At 53.2% G+C, this 17,111-nt stretch carries 18 protein-coding genes; all 18 read left to right on the forward strand.

From position 1 onward, the window contains the following. Positions 1–10 precede the first annotated feature (10 nt). The 18 genes from murG (at position 11) to HPY58_08710 (ending at position 17,086) form a co-directional block, all read left to right on the forward strand. Entirely contained in the window at positions 11–1,138 is a 1,128-nt protein-coding gene (gene murG, locus HPY58_08625) for an undecaprenyldiphospho-muramoylpentapeptide beta-N-acetylglucosaminyltransferase (GenBank protein NPV29699.1), read from the forward strand. 129 nt (positions 1,139–1,267) lie between these two features. Further along, the gene (locus HPY58_08630; GenBank protein ID NPV29700.1) at positions 1,268–2,665 is read left to right on the forward strand and encodes a UDP-N-acetylmuramate--L-alanine ligase; all 1,398 of its coding nucleotides are present in this window, start codon (positions 1,268–1,270) and stop codon (positions 2,663–2,665) included. Next, positions 2,662–3,579: a UDP-N-acetylmuramate dehydrogenase gene (gene murB, locus HPY58_08635; GenBank protein NPV29701.1), complete on the forward strand. Its 918-nt coding sequence runs from the start codon at positions 2,662–2,664 to the stop codon at positions 3,577–3,579. Before HPY58_08630 ends, murB begins: the two co-directional genes overlap by 4 nt. A gap of 5 nt (positions 3,580–3,584) precedes the next feature. Next, positions 3,585–4,841: a UDP-N-acetylglucosamine 1-carboxyvinyltransferase gene (gene murA, locus HPY58_08640; protein NPV29702.1), complete on the forward strand. Its 1,257-nt coding sequence runs from the start codon at positions 3,585–3,587 to the stop codon at positions 4,839–4,841. Between the two features lie 36 nt (positions 4,842–4,877). Continuing rightward, complete coding sequence (locus tag HPY58_08645; protein NPV29703.1) at positions 4,878–5,663, forward strand: FtsQ-type POTRA domain-containing protein; 786 nt, start codon at positions 4,878–4,880, stop codon at positions 5,661–5,663. 65 nt (positions 5,664–5,728) lie between these two features. Continuing rightward, positions 5,729–6,958 (forward strand): cell division protein FtsA, encoded by a 1,230-nt coding sequence (gene ftsA / locus HPY58_08650; protein NPV29704.1) that lies wholly within the window; start codon positions 5,729–5,731, stop codon positions 6,956–6,958. 22 nt (positions 6,959–6,980) lie between these two features. After that, positions 6,981–8,021, forward strand: a complete 1,041-nt coding sequence (gene ftsZ, locus HPY58_08655; protein NPV29705.1) for a cell division protein FtsZ — start codon at positions 6,981–6,983, stop codon at positions 8,019–8,021. A gap of 158 nt (positions 8,022–8,179) precedes the next feature. After that, positions 8,180–9,130, forward strand: a complete 951-nt coding sequence (gene spoIIGA, locus HPY58_08660; protein ID NPV29706.1) for a sigma-E processing peptidase SpoIIGA — start codon at positions 8,180–8,182, stop codon at positions 9,128–9,130. 15 nt (positions 9,131–9,145) lie between these two features. Beyond that, complete coding sequence (gene sigE / locus HPY58_08665) at positions 9,146–9,874, forward strand: RNA polymerase sporulation sigma factor SigE (GenBank protein ID NPV29707.1); 729 nt, start codon at positions 9,146–9,148, stop codon at positions 9,872–9,874. 168 nt (positions 9,875–10,042) lie between these two features. Beyond that, on the forward strand, positions 10,043–10,813 hold the full coding sequence (gene sigG, locus HPY58_08670; protein ID NPV29708.1) for an RNA polymerase sporulation sigma factor SigG: 771 nt from the start codon (positions 10,043–10,045) through the stop codon (positions 10,811–10,813). A gap of 13 nt (positions 10,814–10,826) precedes the next feature. Beyond that, positions 10,827–11,450 (forward strand): stage II sporulation protein R, encoded by a 624-nt coding sequence (gene spoIIR, locus HPY58_08675; protein NPV29709.1) that lies wholly within the window; start codon positions 10,827–10,829, stop codon positions 11,448–11,450. Between the two features lie 66 nt (positions 11,451–11,516). Then, positions 11,517–11,780, forward strand: a complete 264-nt coding sequence (locus tag HPY58_08680; protein NPV29710.1) for a YlmC/YmxH family sporulation protein — start codon at positions 11,517–11,519, stop codon at positions 11,778–11,780. 140 nt (positions 11,781–11,920) lie between these two features. After that, the gene (gene nrdR / locus HPY58_08685) at positions 11,921–12,394 is read left to right on the forward strand and encodes a transcriptional repressor NrdR (protein NPV29711.1); all 474 of its coding nucleotides are present in this window, start codon (positions 11,921–11,923) and stop codon (positions 12,392–12,394) included. A gap of 17 nt (positions 12,395–12,411) precedes the next feature. Then, positions 12,412–14,424, forward strand: coding sequence for an anaerobic ribonucleoside-triphosphate reductase (nrdD, locus tag HPY58_08690; GenBank protein NPV29712.1), 2,013 nt, complete (start codon positions 12,412–12,414; stop codon positions 14,422–14,424). Continuing rightward, a complete protein-coding gene (gene nrdG / locus HPY58_08695) occupies positions 14,417–14,938 on the forward strand; it encodes an anaerobic ribonucleoside-triphosphate reductase activating protein (GenBank protein ID NPV29713.1) in 522 nt (173 codons plus the stop codon). Before nrdD ends, nrdG begins: the two co-directional genes overlap by 8 nt. Before the next feature lie 63 nt (positions 14,939–15,001). Next, the gene (pgeF, locus tag HPY58_08700; protein NPV29714.1) at positions 15,002–15,805 is read left to right on the forward strand and encodes a peptidoglycan editing factor PgeF; all 804 of its coding nucleotides are present in this window, start codon (positions 15,002–15,004) and stop codon (positions 15,803–15,805) included. Between the two features lie 61 nt (positions 15,806–15,866). Then, positions 15,867–16,082, forward strand: a complete 216-nt coding sequence (locus HPY58_08705; GenBank protein NPV29715.1) for a heavy-metal-associated domain-containing protein — start codon at positions 15,867–15,869, stop codon at positions 16,080–16,082. A gap of 68 nt (positions 16,083–16,150) precedes the next feature. After that, positions 16,151–17,086: a hypothetical protein gene (locus HPY58_08710; GenBank protein ID NPV29716.1), complete on the forward strand. Its 936-nt coding sequence runs from the start codon at positions 16,151–16,153 to the stop codon at positions 17,084–17,086. Positions 17,087–17,111 lie beyond the last annotated feature (25 nt).

Genomic DNA, 17,111 nt, shown 5'->3' on the forward strand with positions numbered 1-17,111 from the left:
GATTCAAGGGGTGCGTGTTTTAATCACAGGAGGAGGAACGGGCGGCCACCTTTATCCCGCCCTTGCCGTGGCAGATCTTTTGAGAGAAAAGGATCCTGCAGGAAAAATCTTATTTGTTGGAACCAGGACCGGCCTGGAGGGCCGTGTTGTTCCGGCGCGAGGTTACCCTTTCCGGGAGATTGCGGCGGTAAAATGGCCGCGCGGAATCTCCCTCAGGATGGTTAGCTTCTTGATTTCTTTAGGAAAGGGATATCGCCAGGGATTGAATATCATCAGGGAGTTCCGGCCCGAGGTGGTGTTCGCAACAGGGGGTTACGTTTCGGTTCCCCTCGTGCTGGCCGCGGCCCGCCTGAAAGTTCCCATTTTTTTGCATGAGCAGAACTCGGTCCCGGGGCTGGCCAATAAATTCCTGGCGCGCTGGGCGCGGGTTGTTTTCACAACATTTCCCCCCCGGTCCCGGGATTTCCCTCCCGGAAAGAGGGTAGTTTATGCAGGTCTTCCGGTCCGCAGAGAAATCCTTCAGACGGAGCGGTCTGCCGGAATCAAATATTTCGGTCTCGATCCGGCTCATCCCACTTTGCTGATTATGGGAGGGAGCCGGGGAGCGCGAAGAATTAATGAAACCATGCTGGAGATCTACCAGATGATTGGAAGGGGGCAAGTAGCAAACCTCCCGTTTTTGCAAATCATTCACATTACAGGAAGGGATGAGTATGAGGATTTCTGCAAACAGATGGAACAAAAGGGAATAAAAGAAGATAAAATTGGAAAATTACTTATTAAACCTTATCTGGAGGAAATGGAATACGCCTTGGCCTCGGCTGATTTAATCATCAGCCGCGCCGGGGCCGCAACTCTTGCAGAGGTGACGGCGCGGGGGATCCCTGCGATTTTGATTCCCTACCCCTTTGCCACCGGAAACCACCAGTACTACAACGCACTGTTTTTGGCCGAAAAAGGGGCGGCGGTTTTAATCCCCGAAAAAGACCTGACGCCCGTTTCCCTTCTCGAGCATATCGAGAAATTGGTTTTCGACCCCTCTTTGAGGGCGGCCCTGGGGGAGCAGGCCCGTCGCTTTGGCCGCCCTGAGGCCGGAGAAATAATCGCGCGCGCAATCATGAGATCAGGGTACAAGTAAAAGGAATTTGATAAGGGCTTGATTTTTTGGGACAGGCCCTGTAACCTCTTTGGAAAGAAAGACATAGAATGTTGTTGCAACCAGCTTGAAAACGGTTAAAGGCAGCGCAGCTAGGGAGGAGATGAAAGAGTGGACGGGAAGTGGTACCACTTTATCGGAATCGGCGGCGCAGGGATGAGCGGACTTGCCAGAATTTTGCTGGCATCCGGCATCCGGGTGAGCGGCTCGGATCTGGCCGCTTCGCCGGTGATCAGTAAGTTGAGGGAGAGCGGAGCCCAGGTATTCATTGGACACGCGCCGGAAAACCTGCAGGAGGGTGTTGACCGGGTTGTGGTCTCTTCTGCTATTCCTCCCTCGAACGTGGAGCTGCGCGCCGCCCGCGAGAGGGGCTTGGAGGTTATGAGCCGGGGTGAACTCCTTGCCCGGGTTATGAGCCGTTACAGAGGGATCGCCGTCGCCGGCGCCCACGGGAAAACCACCACAAGTTCGATGATTTCTCTTGTTCTTGCCCAGTGCGGGCTTGATCCCACCTTTATCATCGGAGGTGAGGTGAACGACATAGGCGGGAATGCGAAGCTGGGAAAAGGAGAATTCCTGGTGGCCGAGGCAGATGAAAGTGATGGTTCTTTTCTTAAGCTTGAACCCTATGCTGCTGTCATTACTAATATAGACAACGACCACCTGGATTATTACAAAAACGTTGAAGAAATCGCGCGAGCTTTTCAAAAATTTTTATCCAGCCTGAAGCCCGGGGGTTTTGCCGTGCTCTGCACCGACAACGCCCGGGTGAGAGAACTTAGACCCGGTAAAATTGAAGTACTTACCTACGGTCTTGAGGGCACCCCGGATTTCAGGGCAGAAGAAGTTACGCAAACCGGATTTAAAACACAGGCCGTAATTTTTCGAAATAATCGCAAGCTGGGCAGGCTCACCCTGGCCGTACCGGGCCTCCACAACGTCCAGAACTCCCTTGCTGCAATTGCCGTAGGAATGCGGCTGGGTTTGAGTTTCCCTGCTATTGTAGAGGCCCTCGCAACTTTCCGGGGAGCCCAGCGCCGTTTCCAGCTGGTTGCGCAGTTCAATGGAATAAGGGTTATTGATGACTACGCTCACCATCCTGCGGAAATCAGGGCATTGCTTCAGGCAGTTGTAGGATTGCAACCCCAGCGTACAATTGTTGTTTTTCAACCCCACCGCTACACGAGAACCTATTTCTTAAAAGAAGAATTTGGCGAAGCATTTCAGGGAGCCGACCTTGTGATCGTAACCGATATTTATGCTGCCGGGGAAAAACCCCTGGACGGTGTGACCTCTGAACTGATTGTGGAGGCCCTGAGAAAAAACGGGCAGCATGTCGTTTATTTAGGGCAGCTTGAGGCAGCAGAGGAGTTCCTCCTGCAGGAGCACCGTCCGGGTGACGTGATTCTTACGGTTGGGGCCGGAAATGTTTGGACTGTAGGGCAGAATTTTGCCCGGCTCTTAAAAGACAGGTCGCCGAAAAGGAGTCGAGATCCTCAGAGGATATGATGGACTGGAACAGGCTGGCAGAGGAACTCGGTCGAAAGGTGAGGGGCCGGGTATTCCCCCGGGCTTCCATGAAAGAGCATACCACCTGGCGGGTTGGGGGGCCTGCGGATCTTCTTTTAATTCCGCAGACTGAAGACGATGTGATCCGGGCCCTGGACTGCGCCGGAGAGAACGCTCTTCCGGTTACGGTAATCGGCAACGGTTCCAATCTCCTTGTTCGGGACGGCGGAATTCGAGGCTTGACTCTTAAAATAGCAAGGGGTCTCACCACTTGCCGGGTCAAGGAAGATAAAATCGAAGCCGGGGCGGGCGTTTTGTTGCCTCACCTGGCGCGGCTGGCTTTGCGAGCGGAGTTGAGCGGGCTTGAGTTTGCCCTGGGTATTCCCGCCTCCCTGGGCGGCGCCCTGGTGATGAACGCAGGCGCCTTCGGTCAGCAACTGGGAGACCTGGTGAGAGAAGTCCAGACCGTTGATCTTCGCGGGGCAAGAAGGGTTTGGGACCACATGCAGTTGTCTTTTTCCTACCGCCGGTCCTCTTTGCTGGAGCAGAACCTGATCGTTTTGAGGGCAGTGCTTTCTTTGAATCCGGCCCGCGCCTCCCTGATTGCGGAAAGAATGAAGCAGAACCTTGCCCGACGCAGAGAAACGCAGCCGCTGGGTTTGCCTACTGCTGGATGTGTTTTTCGCAATCCTCCGGGCCGCTACGCGGGGCAGTTAATTGAGATGGCGGGCCTGAAAGGATTGCGTGTGGGAGATGCCCAGGTTTCTCCGAAGCACGCGAATTTCATCGTGAACCTGGGGAATGCAACTGCAGGCCAGATTCTTGCGCTGATGGAGCTCATTCAAGAGAAGGTCAGGAGCCAGTTTGGTGTGAATCTGGAGCCGGAGGTGCGGATGGTGGGGGAGGAGGGGTGAGATGGTTGGAAAAGCTCATCATTTCGGGAGGCGTCAGGCTGGAAGGAGTTGTCACAATCAGCGGCGCAAAAAACGCGATTCTTCCAATTCTTGCAGCTTCCATCTTAAACAGCAGTCCCGTTTTTCTTGAGGGAGTTCCCCGCCTGGACGATGTAAAAACCATGAAAGAGGTGCTGGAGGCTCTCGGCGCAAAGGTGAAGTGGGAAGGGGATCTGATGGAAATAGATCCCACCACGGTTTGCTCCACCGAGGTTCCTCCCGAACTGATGCGCCGGATGCGCGCCTCCAACCTGGTGATGGGATCGCTCTTGGGGCGCTACGGCCGGGTCAGGGTTTCCTATCCCGGGGGGTGTACGATCGGCTCGCGGCCAATGGACCTGCACATTAAGGGGTTTGTTGCCCTGGGGGCGCGGGTTTGGGAAAAGCACGGTTTTATTGAGGCAGAAGCCCCCTGTTTGCTGCAGGGAACCGAAATTCACCTGGATTTTCCAAGTGTTGGGGCAACAGAAAATATCATGATGGCTGCCGTCCTGGCAAGAGGAACAACGGTGATCAGGAATGCCGCCCGGGAACCTGAAATCGTTGACCTCCAGAATTTTCTTAATAAAATGGGGGCGCGGATCAAGGGGGCCGGCCTTGATACGATCCGCATCGACGGTGTATCCACCCTGGGGCGAGAAGTTTTCTACCGGGTGATTCCGGACCGGATTGAAACGGGAACCTTCATGGTGGCTGCCGCCCTCACCCGGGGTGAAGTGCTTATTAGAAATACAATTCCCAGGCATGTGGAGCCTGTTGCTGCAAAATTGAGAGAGGCCGGCGTAAAAATTCAAGAAAAAGATGATGCCATCTCCGTGACCGGCGTCGAAAGCTGGAATGCTTTGGATATCCGGACCTTTCCCTTTCCCGGTTTTCCCACGGATATGCAGCCCCAGATGATGGTTTTTCTCAGCCTGGCTAAAGGAACGAGCATTATTACCGAAAATATATTTGAAAATCGCTTTCAGCATGTCGGCGAATTAAGGCGGATGGGGGCGCAGATTCACGTAGAGGGGCGGAGCGCGATCATTAAAGGCGTTCCGTACCTTACCGGGACGGCTGTCGAGGCCACAGATCTCAGGGCCGGGGCCGCCCTGGTGCTGGGGGGGCTGGCGGCGGAAAACACCACGATCGTTGAAGGCCTCCACCACCTGGACCGGGGCTACGAGAGGTTCGAAGAAAAACTCCGGCTTCTTGGCGCGAAAATCGCGCGCGAAAAATGAATTTCGCAATTTTTTTCTCCCGGGAGGGGACAGGCTTTGCACCGTTCTTGCAGATCCCGCAGGAGGAACACCCGGCTGGATGTGCGCAGCTTCTTGAGTATTTTAGAAAAGATTCTGATTTGCGCAACAGGCGTCCTGGCCTTATATTATTTCAGTCAGTCCCCTTTTTTTGCCTTGAAGGAGATCAAAGTTCAGGGGCTGAAGCGTCTGTCCCTGGCCGAGGTGAGCAGAGTCAGCGGCTTGAGCAAGGGAACCAATTTATTCCGAATAGATTTGCGCCTGGTTGAAAAACGTCTTCTCGCCCATCCCCTTATTGAACAGGTTGAGGTGAGGCGCCGCTTTCCGCGCACCGTCCTCATCGAAATTTCCGAAAGAGAACCACGTGCTTTGCTTTTAGTTAACAATGGCTTTCTTGTCCTGGATAAAAAGGGATTCTGTATAGATAAACTTACTTCTTTAGGATCTTATAGCCTTCCCATCATCACCGGCTTAAAGCCAGATTCGACTGCTTTAGGTGAGCGGGTGAGCCGGAACGGTGATCTGGCGGCTGTTTTAGGGGCTCTGGAAGCAGAGGTTCAACCCTTTTTTTCCGAGGTTAATCTGGCCGACTCCGATCACATCATAGGCTACAGCAGGGAAGGCATCCCAATTCTGCTGGGCACTTCTCAGGATCTGCCCGCGAAGTTCCGCCTCGCGGTGTCTTTTGCGGGGAGCTTGGAAAACGGCCAGCCTGTTGAATATATCGATCTCACGGCGATCCAGGCTCCTGCGGTAAAATACCTGGAAAACGAAACGGGGAGCAAGGAAAAAATGTTGAGGTGAAAGGGAAATCTTGATTCACGTTGAATTTTACCTTTTAAGTAAAAAACCGGGTGGAGGTGCCGTGATTGGCCCGGGGGAACACGATTGTTGGCCTTGATGCCGGAAGCACGAAAATTGCCGTGATTGTGGGAGAGGTTGGATTAGATGGACAGCTTCAGATCCTGGGTTTAGGAACCGTTCCCTCGGCCGGGATCCGGAAGGGGGCTATCATAGATATCGAAAGTACGGTGCGTTCGATCGAAGAGGCGATTGAAAAGGCGGAGCAGATGAGCGGACGCCCTATTGACGGGGGCTATGTCGGAATTACAGGAGCAGCCATTTCTTCCCTCAATAACCGGGGGGTTGTGGCGGTTTCCAGCCCCCACCAGGAAATTACCCAGGAAGATGTGGAAAGGGTTCTCCAGGCGGCCCGGGTAATAGCCCTCCCTCACGACCGGCGGATTATCCACGTAATTCCGCGGCAGTTTATCGTCGATGGAAATGAGAGTATTCGTGATCCCGTTGGAATGCTGGGAGCACGGCTCGAGGTGGAAACCCATATCGTTACCAGCACCCACGCTGTTGTTCAGAATCTTCTCAAGTGCTGTGAAAGGGCGGGCTTTCACGTCCAGGAATTTGTTTTAAACGCATATGCCTCGGGTGAAGCTGTTCTTTTCCCGGCAGAAAAGGAACTGGGCGTAGCCGTCGTCGATATTGGGGGTGGTACGACCGACATTGCCATTTTTGAGCAGGGTTCCCTTTGGTTTACGTCTGTCCTGCCTGTGGGCGGGGATTATATTACCAGCGATCTGGCGGTGGGGTTGAGAACTCCTTTAACTCAGGCAGAAATCGTGAAAAAAGAGTTTGGCTGCACCCTGCCGGCTTTAACCTCTGACAGCGAATATGTTGAAATTCCCAGCGTAGGGGGAAAAGAGATCCGGCGCGTTTCAAAGAAAACAATTGCAGATATCATTCAGCCCCGCGTGCAGGAAATTCTTGGTCTGGTTAAGGATCAACTGGAGAGATCGGGGTACCGGGGGTTGCTGCCCGGGGGGGTTGTTCTGACCGGGGGTACGGCTTTGACCGAGGGAATTGTAGAACTGGCCACCGAGGAGTTGCAGAGGCCGGTCCGGATAGGCTATCCTGAAGCGGTTGGCGGCCTTGCCGATGTGGTCTCGAGTCCGGTCTACGCAACGGGAATCGGGCTTTTGTTGTACGGCGCAAAAAGGCAGAACAGCTACAGAGAAGAATCAGAAGGGTTGTCCTGGAGGAGTTTGGTCAATAAGGTAAAAAAGTTATTTAAAGATCTTTTTTAGAAAGCGAGGGGTAAATGGGAAGATGCTGGAACTGGAGCTTGAAGTGAATCAATTCGCCAATATTAAAGTAATTGGAGTTGGAGGCGGGGGGAATAACGCGGTAAACAGGATGATTCAGGCCGGGCTTAAGGGAGTTCAATTCATTGCTGTAAACACCGATGCCCAGGCTCTGAGTTTGTCTCTCTCGGAACACAAGATCCAGATCGGAGCAAAGTTGACAAAAGGGCTGGGGGCGGGAGCAGACCCGGAAATCGGCTTCAAAGCTGCCCAGGAAAGCAGGGAAGAATTAATGCAGGCACTGCGCGGCGCCGATATGGTTTTTGTAACGGCAGGGATGGGAGGCGGAACGGGCACCGGAGGAGCTCCTGTAGTCGCCGAGGTGGCAAAGGAAATAGGAGCCCTGACGGTTGGAGTTGTAACACGCCCCTTCACCTTTGAAGGGCGGAAGCGGGCGGCTCAGGCAGAAAGAGGGATCCAGGAATTAAAATCCAAGGTTGACACCCTGATTACCATTCCTAACGACAGGCTGCTTCAGGTTGTGGACCGGAATACTTCTATTAACGAGGCTTTCCGGATCGCGGATGATGTCCTGCGGCAGGGAGTTCAGGGCATTTCAGATCTGATTGCAGTTCCCGGATTGATCAATCTCGATTTTGCAGATGTCAAGACGATTATGATGGAGACAGGCTCGGCGTTGATGGGAATCGGGAGCGCCCGGGGGGAAAACCGGGCGGTGGAGGCGGCCCAGATGGCAATTTCAAGCCCGCTTCTGGAAACCTCCATTGAAGGGGCGAAGGGGGTTCTCCTGAACATTACCGGGGGGCCCAACCTGGGTCTTTTTGAGGTAAACGAAGCAGCCGAAATTATTTCCCAGGCAGCCGATCCCGATGCAAATATCATCTTTGGTGCCGTGATTGACGAGAGCCTGGATGATGAAGTAAGGGTTACGGTAATCGCCACAGGATTTGATTCTAAACCGCTCCCCAAAGACTCGACGGTGATCGATCTGAGGTCCTTTACCTCCGAGGATCTAGATATTCCCGCCTTTTTGCGCCGCCGCTAGAATGGCCTGAAAAGCGAAATTTTAACCAGCCGGCTGAAAATCATCTGATTTCAGCCTTTTTTGTGCCCTTACAGTGGTAATTTTTGACATATTTTACTTTTTTGATCGTTTATAATAATCCTGGTCTGGGTGCAAACAGCTCCGCATATAAATGGTAAATGAGAGAGCAGCAGGAATTACATGAGGTGACCCCTGTGCCCGGAACTCCCTATATCTATGTTGATATGCTATTTTTAATCAATTTTTTAATGGATTATGCGGTTCTTTGGGCGGCAGCCCGCCTTGCCCAAGTCCGGATTGTACCCTGGCGGCTGGGGAGCGCGGCCGTTGCTGGCGCCCTGTACAGTGTCCTTGTTCTTCTCCCCGGGTTAAAATTTTTGTCCCCCCTCTGGGTCAGGCTTTTAATGTCTTTGTTAATGCTGATCATCGGGTTTGTGCCTTTGTCCTGGCAGAGGTTTGGCCAGCTGTTTCTTTACTTTTATCTGGTTGCTTTCACGATGGGAGGTGCCGTGCTCGGGTTTATTTATTTTATCGGCAATATTTCCATTCATCCCGCCTTTGGCAATCTTCCTCTTCCGTATCTCTGGCTTGCCGTTGCGCTGGGAACGGCAGTTCTCCTTGGCAAATGGGGGGCCGCTTTTCTCCAGAGAACCTTCCTGCAGGGCCTTTTAAAGGTTCCCGTGAGGATCAAAATCCAGGAGCACGAAGTAAGGGTCGACGGCCTGGTCGACACCGGAAATCAACTGGTAGATCCCCTCACGGGAGCACCGGTAATCATTGTCGAGTACGGGGTCCTGGCCCCCTTTTTGCCGGCAGGTATTAAAAATATATTCAGCAGTGGAGGGGAAGTGGATACGGTAAAGTTATCCGAAGGTTTTCAGGAAGAAGGGTGGCCGCTTTCCTTGAGGCTGATTCCCTTCACCACGATCGGAAAGCGCCACGGGATGCTGGTGGGGTTTAAACCTGCAGAGATATCGCTCTTCATAGGTGACCGTCAGGTGCGAAAAAACAATGTGATCGTGGGGATTTACAGCAGGCGCTTATCCCCGAGGGGGACCTACCGGGCCCTGCTCCATCCCGATTTGATTTATGCCTCGGCCAACTCTTAAAAAAGGGGGATCTTTATGGGAGTTATCAGGTTCCAGTTAGGCTGGTTTTTCAAGCTTTTATTGATTCGAGTCCTGCAGAGGTTGAGGTACCCTTCTCACCTTTACTATATCGGCAATCACGAAGCACTCCCGCCGCCCCTGACCAGCGACGAGGAAACGGTTCTCTTGAATCAATTAGAAACGGGGGACATTAGTGTCAGAAACGCCCTCATCGAAAGAAATTTAAGGCTGGTGGTTTATATTGCTAGAAAATTCGAAAGCACCGGAATTGGAATCGAGGACCTGGTTTCCATTGGCACGATTGGCTTGATCAAGGCGGTTAATACCTTTAAACCCCAGCGTAAAATTAAGCTGGCAACATACGCTTCCCGTTGCATCGAAAACGAAATTTTAATGCACCTGCGCCGGAGCAGCAAAGCGCGGGCAGAAGTCTCCTTTGACGAACCTCTCAATATAGATTGGGATGGGAACGAACTCCTTCTCTCGGATGTCCTGGGCACGGAAAACGATCTCATTTACCGGGAGCTGGAGGAGGAAGTAGACCGGAAACTTCTTTATCAGGCGATCGGTAAGCTTTCCCCCAGGGAGCGGAAGATCATGGAACTCCGGTTCGGGCTCTCCGGGGGGAAGGAAAAAACCCAGAAGGAGGTCGCGGATCTTTTAGGGATTTCGCAGTCTTACATTTCACGCCTCGAGAAGCGGATTATTAAGCGTTTGAAGAAAGAGATTTGCCGTTTTGAATAGTTTTAAAAAAGCTGATTTAAAAAAGCTGACATGTTTAAGTGAATGGGTTCAAAACCCATTTTTTTATTTTCAAGTTAAATTCCTCCGCTTCCCTTTTCGGTATAATTTGAGAGCACCCCGGTAATAATGAAGAACGACCAGAGCATTACTGGGGAGGATCGGAGCGGAATGGTTAACAAAGTTGAGATTTGCGGTGTAAATACAGCTAAACTCTCAGTTTTAACAAATTCCCAGATGCGTGAACTGTTTCTTGCGGTAAAGGCGGGTGACAGGTCGGCGCGCGAGAAGCTGATCAGAGGAAATCTTCGCCTTGTACTCAGCGTCATCCAGCGCTTTGCAAACCGGGGGGAGTATGTTGACGATTTATTTCAGGTAGGGTGCATCGGCTTGATTAAGGCAATCGATAACTTCGATCTCAGCCAAAATGTGAAATTTTCGACCTATGCTGTTCCCATGATCATTGGGGAGATCCGGCGCTACCTGAGAGACAACAATCCCATCCGGGTCAGCCGCTCCCTGCGTGATATTGCTTACAAGGCAATTCAGGTAAGGGAGTCGCTGATTAACAGGCACTCCCGGGAGCCTTCTCTGAATGAAATCGCCGGAGAACTGAATATTCCCAGGGAAGAAGTTATTTTTGCAATGGATGCCATCCAGGAACCGGTCTCCCTGTTTGAACCCATCTATCACGACGGTGGAGATCCCATTTTCGTCATGGATCAAATTGGAGATGAAAAAAACCAGGATGCCAACTGGCTGGAAAGGATTGCTGTTCGGGAAGCCCTCCGGAAGTTGAGCGACCGGGAAAAGCTGATCCTTGCCTTGCGTTTTTTCGAAGGAAAAACTCAGATGGAGGTAGCCGAGGAAATCGGAATTTCTCAGGCGCAGGTATCCCGCCTGGAGAAGGCAGCCTTAAATCACATGCGGAAATACATTTAAGGGGGGCGAAAAGATGAAGCACAGGTTGAGAGCTCTCTTGCTTTTGGGGATCTTGGTGACAGGAAGTCTCCTTTTTCGGGAGAATCTGCAGGCAAAGAAAGCTTATACAAGGGACAATTTGATCAGGCTCCACATCATTGCAAACAGTGATGAGGCGCGGGATCAGGCTGTCAAGTACCGGGTCCGGGATGCCCTGATTGAAAGCTTAAAGCCCAGGTTGAAAGGTTTAAATTACAGAGAAGTCAAGACCTATCTCGAGCAAAACCGCGTCCGGATTGCCAAAATTGCTGCCCAGGCTGCGGCTGCCTCCGGTTTTTCCTATCCTGTCCGGGTTGAAGTCGGGAGGTTTGAATTTCCTGCCCGCGCCTACGGGGATGTCGTGTATCCGGCAGGCAGGTACGAGGCAGTGCGCGTCGTTCTCGGGAAGGGAGAGGGAAGCAACTGGTGGTGCGTCCTCTTTCCACCCCTTTGTTTTGTAGATCTGTCAAGTGCAAACCAAACAAGTGTGAGTCAGGCAGCTGGGGAAGCGCTGACCCAGGAAGACGGTTCGGAACAGGATGTTTTCAGTCTCCGGCTGCGGGTTTGGGACTGGCTCCAGGATGAGGCCGAACACCTGGCGCGTTTGATCAGTTCTTAGAATTTTCCCCTCCGGCGACACAAACCACCTCCTCATTTCATATATTAATCCGAGGAGGTGGCAGCCATGGTAAAAATATCGGAACTCCGGCTGCGTGATGTAATAAATATTGTTGACGGAAAAAGGCTGGGGACGATTAAAGATATTGAGATTGACGTGGAGGCCGGAAAGATAAAAGCCCTTGTTCTCCCGGGAACCGCCCGCTTCTTAGGTTTTCTCACAAGGAGCGATGAAGTAATCGTTCCCTGGGAAAAAATTATCAGAATCGGTGTTGATGTGATTCTTGTAGAGCTGAATTCCTTTAGCCAGCCGAAGCGCTCCGAAACCTGAGACCCCGCACTTTCGGTTAAGGCTGTAGTCCCAAAAAAGATGGGACTTTTTTTATGGCCCGGCAAGCAGGAATTAAACACAAGATGTTGTAGATATTAGATAAAAGCACCCAATATCTTGTAACGCCGGGGGGAACCATTTTGCGTTGTCCTTACTGCAAAAAAGAGGAGTCAAGGGTCCTCGATTCCCGCTCTGCCGAAGATGGATATGCAATCAGACGCCGCCGTGAGTGTTTTCACTGCGGCCGGCGCTTTACAACGTACGAGCGGATTGAGGAGACCCCCCTGTGGGTGGTCAAAAAAGACGGGCGGAGAGAGCTTTTTAACCGGGAAAAGCTGTTGCGGGGGATGATGAAAGCCTGCGAAAAAAGGTACGCAACCTTAGAGACGCTGTCGGGTTTGGTGGATGAGATCGAGCGCACACTAAGGGAGGGCCCCGAGAACGAAGTTTTCAGCCAAACCATTGGGCATCTGGTCATGGAGCATTTGCGGAAGGTGGACAAGGTAGCTTACGTCCGCTTCGCCTCGGTCTACAGGGAATTTAAGGATGTCGGGGAAATCCTCACCTGTTTAGAAGAGCTGGGTGTTGAGAGAAAGACTGAAGAAATATGTTAGGAAGGGAGGAGAATCTTTTGTTTACCAGGATCAAGAAGAGAGATGGGCGGGAGGTCCCCTTTGATGATACGAAGATTACCGATGCGATCTTTAAAGCCGCCCGCGCGGTGGGAGGGGAAGACCGGGAAACCGCGGTTGCCCTGACCCTGGAAGTGCTCCGCATGCTGAAGCAGAGGTACAACGGGCAGATCTTCGGGGTTGAGGATGTCCAGGATGTGGTAGAAAAGGTTCTCATCGAAAAGGGTCATGCCAGGACCGCCAAGGCGTACATCCTCTACCGGGACAAGCGCACCCGGATTCGTGAAGCCAAAAGCGAACTGATGGATGTGGTGGAGGAGATCATTAAAGAGACCGACCGCGACAATGCAAATGTTGGAAACTCTCCCTCTGCAAAAATGCTGCAGATTGCCAGTGCCGCCAGCAGGAAGTATTATCTCTCCCGACTCCTGGATGACGATTTTTCCCTTGCCCACAGCCGGGGGGACATTCACATCCACGACCTCGACTTCTACGCCACCACTATAAATTGCCTGCAGATCCCGCTGGAGAGATTGCTCCAGGAAGGTTTCAATACCGGGCACGGCTACATCAGGCCCCCCAAGCGGCCGGGTTCGGCCACGGCCCTTGCCGCCATCATTCTCCAGAGCTCCCAGAACGATATGTTCGGCGGGCAGTCCTTTCCCTTTTTTGACCGCCAGATGGCTCCCTTTGTTGAGGGAGCGGATGAGAACGAGGTCTACCAGGCCATGGAGGCCCTTGTTTATAACCTTAACAGCATGCATTCCCGGGCGGGAAGCCAGGTGCCTTTTTCATCAATCAACCTGGGCACAGATACCTCCGAGGCCGGGCGAAAGGTGACACGCAACTTCCTGCTGGCCTACGAGGCGGGGCTGGGGCGCGGGGAGAACCCCATCTTCCCCAATGTGATCTTCAGGGTGAAAAAGGGCGTCAACTTCGACCCCGGAGACCCGAACTATGATTTATTCAAGCTGGCCGTACGGGTTGCCAGCAAGCGCCTGAACCCTACCTTCAGCTTCATGGACGCCCCCTTTAACGCGCCTTTTGGAGATCAGGTAGCCTATATGGGATGCCGGAGCAGGGTGATGGACAACCGCCGGGGGCCTGCTGTCACAACCGGACGGGGCAATCTTTCCTTCACCACCATTAATCTGCCGCGCCTTGCCATTAAAGCTGAGCGCAGCCTGAAAGCATTTTACCGGCTCCTGGACGAAGTTATGGAACTGGCCGTCAATCAGCTTTTCCACCGCTTTAAGGTACAGTGCAAATTGAAGGTGAAGGATCTTCCCTTTGTGATGGGACAGGGGCTTTATTTGGGTTCGGAGGGGCTCAAGCAGGAGGATTCCATAGAACCTGCCATCATCAATGGAACCCTTGCTGTCGGACTGATCGGACTGGCCGAGGCCCTGGTTGCCCTGACGGGTTACCACCACGGACAGTGCGAGGAAGCCCAGGCTCTGGGCCTGGAGATTGTCGCTTACATGCGCAAGAAGGTTGATGAGGCAGCTGAGAGATTTAATCTGAATTACACCTTGCTGGCTACACCTGCCGAAGGGCTGGCGGGCCGCTTCGTGAAGCTGGATCGCAAGGAGTTCGGGATCATCCCGGGTGTCACAAACCGCGAGTATTATACCAACTCTTTCCATATTCCTGTTTACCATCCCATCAGCATCTACGACAAGATCCGTCTCGAGGGCCCCTACCACAAATATTGCAATGCCGGTCACATCAGCTATGTGGAGCTGGCCTCACCGCCCCAGCACAACCCGGAGGCAGTTGAGGCCATCGTGCGCCACATGAGCTCATGCGGGATGGGGTATGCCGGCATCAACTACCCTGTTGATTTCTGCTGCAACTGCAACCTGTCCGGAGTGATCAATGAGAGCACCTGCCCCCGCTGCGGATCCGCCGAGATCCGCCGCATCCGGAGGATCACCGGGTATCTGAGCACCATTGACCGCTTCAACGACAGCAAGATTTGCGAATTGAACGATCGTCTCATCCATGGTTAGTGAGGTGGCTGCCGTGATAAGAATCGCGGGAATAACCAGAGAGAGTGTTGTGGACGGCCCGGGCCTGCGGTTTGTGATTTTCGCCCAGGGGTGCCCCCACCGCTGCGCGGGCTGCCATAACCCCGAAACCTGGGACTTTGAAGGCGGCCGGGAAGTGGATGAGGAAGAGCTTTTAAAATTGATCCAGGAGAGCAAATTGATCCGGGGTGTCACCTTTTCCGGGGGAGAGCCTTTTGCCCAGGCAAAGGGCTTTGCCTCCCTTGCGGGCCGGATTAAAGAAATGGGTTTGGATCTCGTCACCTATACAGGGTATACTTTTGAAGAGATTCTTGCGAAATCTAAAGAAGATCGGGATACGGAGCGCCTCCTGAAATTGACCGATCTCCTTGTAGACGGCCCGTATCTTTCACATGAGCGGGACCTCTCCCTGCCCTTTCGCGGCTCCCGGAACCAGCGTTTGATCCTCGTGCCTGCCTCTCTCGCGGCAGGAAGGGTGGTTCTTGCGGATCTTTAGACGGGAAAGGTTGATTTAAACAGGGGGTTTCGGAAACCCCGGGGCTTCAGGAGTGCAGGAGAAATGGCTTTTGTTTTAAAAAAGAAGGGCAGCGTCCCCTACCTCGTCGTGCCCCGTTTCGGGGGAAAGGCCCACGTCCGGGTTGTATTCTCTACGCGTCACGGGGGAATCAGCCAGGGCCCCTTCGCCTCACTCAATTTAGGTTTCCATACCGGGGACTTCCCCGCACGGGTTGCCGCGAACCGGAGGATCCTGTACAGCATCCTGGGCCTGAAAGAGGAACAAACTTTTACGACCCGGCAGGTTCACGGGAACCGGGTTTTCGTCATCAAAGACAGCCGGGATCTGGCCGTGAAAGGGTTGGTGGAGGCAGACGCCCAGGTAACAGCACTGAAGGGTGTGGCCCTCACCGGTTTTTTTGCCGACTGCCTTGCGGTTTATCTCTACGATCCGGTGGGGGATGTCATCGGTCTGGCCCACGCGGGCTGGCGCGGCACCGTGTCCGGCATTGCCCGGAAGTGTCTTGAGGCCATGAGACAACATTTCGGAAGTGAGCCGGAAAGGTGTTTTGCCGCCCTGTCTCCCGCTGCAGGTCCCTGCTGCTATGAAGTGGGAGAGGTGGTTGCAGACGCGGTCAGGAAGGTGTTTCCGGAGGAATGGGGGGTGCTTCTCCCGGCCGGTGCAGGCAGGTGGAAACTGGATCTCTGGCGGGCTAATTTTGAAATGCTGCATGAGATTGGCCTCAAAAGAGAAAATATTACTGTAAGCAGGCTCTGCACAATCTGCCGCCAGGATTTATTTTTCTCCTACCGGGGGAGCGGAGGGACCACGGGCCGGATGGCGGCCCTCTTGCTGCTTGAAGTATAAATACGTGTTTCAGGAGGAGAGAAGGATGTCTGAGCACAACTCTGTTCGGAAGGGAAAAGGCTTGAAAGATTTAACCCTGGTTGTTACGGGAATGAGCTGCGGCCATTGCAAAAAAGCGGTTGAAGAAGGGGTGAAAAGGCTGGCCGGGGTGGAGGAGGCGGTTGCAGATCTGGAACGGGGCCTGCTGAGGGTGACCTTCGATCCTCATAAGGTTTCTCTGGCCGAGATTCAGGACGCCGTAGTGGAGGCTGGCTACGGGGTGCAGCCTGCAAGGTGAGACAGGCTCGACATTTGAGAAAGGAGAGGCTCAAGAAAGCTGCCTGCGCAAGAAAAATCCGAATTTTCTTGGGTTTCCTCCTTTTTCTTGCGATCGGCGGGGCTTTCATTTTTTGGAGCGGTCGCCAGATTTACTACTTTTGCCTGACACGCGCGGTGCGCACAGCACCGGCGCAGGCAGGAACCCTTTCGGTTGCTTATCCGGCCGCGGGCATTGTTTTGCGCAGCGAAACAGTGGTAGCGGCGCCCATGCCGGGAAAGCTTATTCCGCTCGCGCCGGAAGGAAAAAGGGTTCGCGCCGGCGCCGTTGTGGCGCGTCTGGAGGGCTTGCCTGATTTAGAGCGTGCACCGGGCCGCGTGGAGCTGAGAAGCCCCCAGGCCGGTTTTCTCTGTTATCATTTGGATGGTTGGGAGGGGGTCCTCACACCAGATAACTGGGAGAGGCTCGATCCTTTACTTTTGTTTAAAAACATAAACAAAAACACAGGCCGGATTGAAAACATCGCCCGGGCCGTCAATACCGGGGAGCCGGTGTTTAAAGTTATCGATAACCTGGTCAGTCCCTGTTTAATTTTAAAAATTGAGCACGAGCGCCCCCTGACTTTCAACGCGGGGGATAAAGTTGACCTGGAGTGGGAGGGAGCGAAAAAGGGAAGGGGAAGGGTGCTTGCCTGGAGAAAAATACCGGGTGGGCTGGTTATCAATGTAGAGCTGCTTGAGGCGAATTCCAGCTTTCTATGCTCCCGTTTCTTTCGGCTCCGGGTGGCGGACCGGAAATACGAGGGGGTGATCGTGCCCGTCTGTTCCCTGGCCAGAACAGAGAAGGGGATCGGGGTTTACACCTCATCTCCTGTTGGATTCAAATTCCAGAAAGTTGACCTCATCGGGAGGCTGGGCGATCGCGCTGCGGTTCAGGGAATCAGCCCCGGTGTCGAAGTTGTTTTAAATCCGGAACTGTTAAAAAGGATCAAAAGGGAAAATATAATTTCTGGTGGAAGGATTTAGATATTCTTTGTCGAATGGGAGAAGG

The sequence above is a fragment of the Bacillota bacterium genome, from assembly GCA_013177945.1.
Classification (GTDB): Bacteria; Bacillota; DSM-12270; order Thermacetogeniales; family Thermacetogeniaceae; genus Ch130.

Excerpts from the sequence above, each read along its gene's own strand:
- murB (NPV29701.1), top strand. The coding sequence starts at position 2,662 with ATGATGGACTGGAACAGGCTGGCAGAGGAACTCGGTCGAAAGGTGAGG.
- ftsZ (NPV29705.1), top strand. The coding sequence starts at position 6,981 with ATGCTGGAACTGGAGCTTGAAGTGAATCAATTCGCCAATATTAAAGTA.
- spoIIGA (NPV29706.1), top strand. The coding sequence starts at position 8,180 with ATGAGAGAGCAGCAGGAATTACATGAGGTGACCCCTGTGCCCGGAACT.
- sigE (NPV29707.1), top strand. The coding sequence starts at position 9,146 with ATGGGAGTTATCAGGTTCCAGTTAGGCTGGTTTTTCAAGCTTTTATTG.
- sigG (NPV29708.1), top strand. The coding sequence starts at position 10,043 with ATGGTTAACAAAGTTGAGATTTGCGGTGTAAATACAGCTAAACTCTCA.
- spoIIR (NPV29709.1), top strand. The coding sequence starts at position 10,827 with ATGAAGCACAGGTTGAGAGCTCTCTTGCTTTTGGGGATCTTGGTGACA.
- HPY58_08680 (NPV29710.1), top strand. The coding sequence starts at position 11,517 with ATGGTAAAAATATCGGAACTCCGGCTGCGTGATGTAATAAATATTGTT.
- nrdG (NPV29713.1), top strand. The coding sequence starts at position 14,417 with ATGGTTAGTGAGGTGGCTGCCGTGATAAGAATCGCGGGAATAACCAGA.
- pgeF (NPV29714.1), top strand. The coding sequence starts at position 15,002 with ATGGCTTTTGTTTTAAAAAAGAAGGGCAGCGTCCCCTACCTCGTCGTG.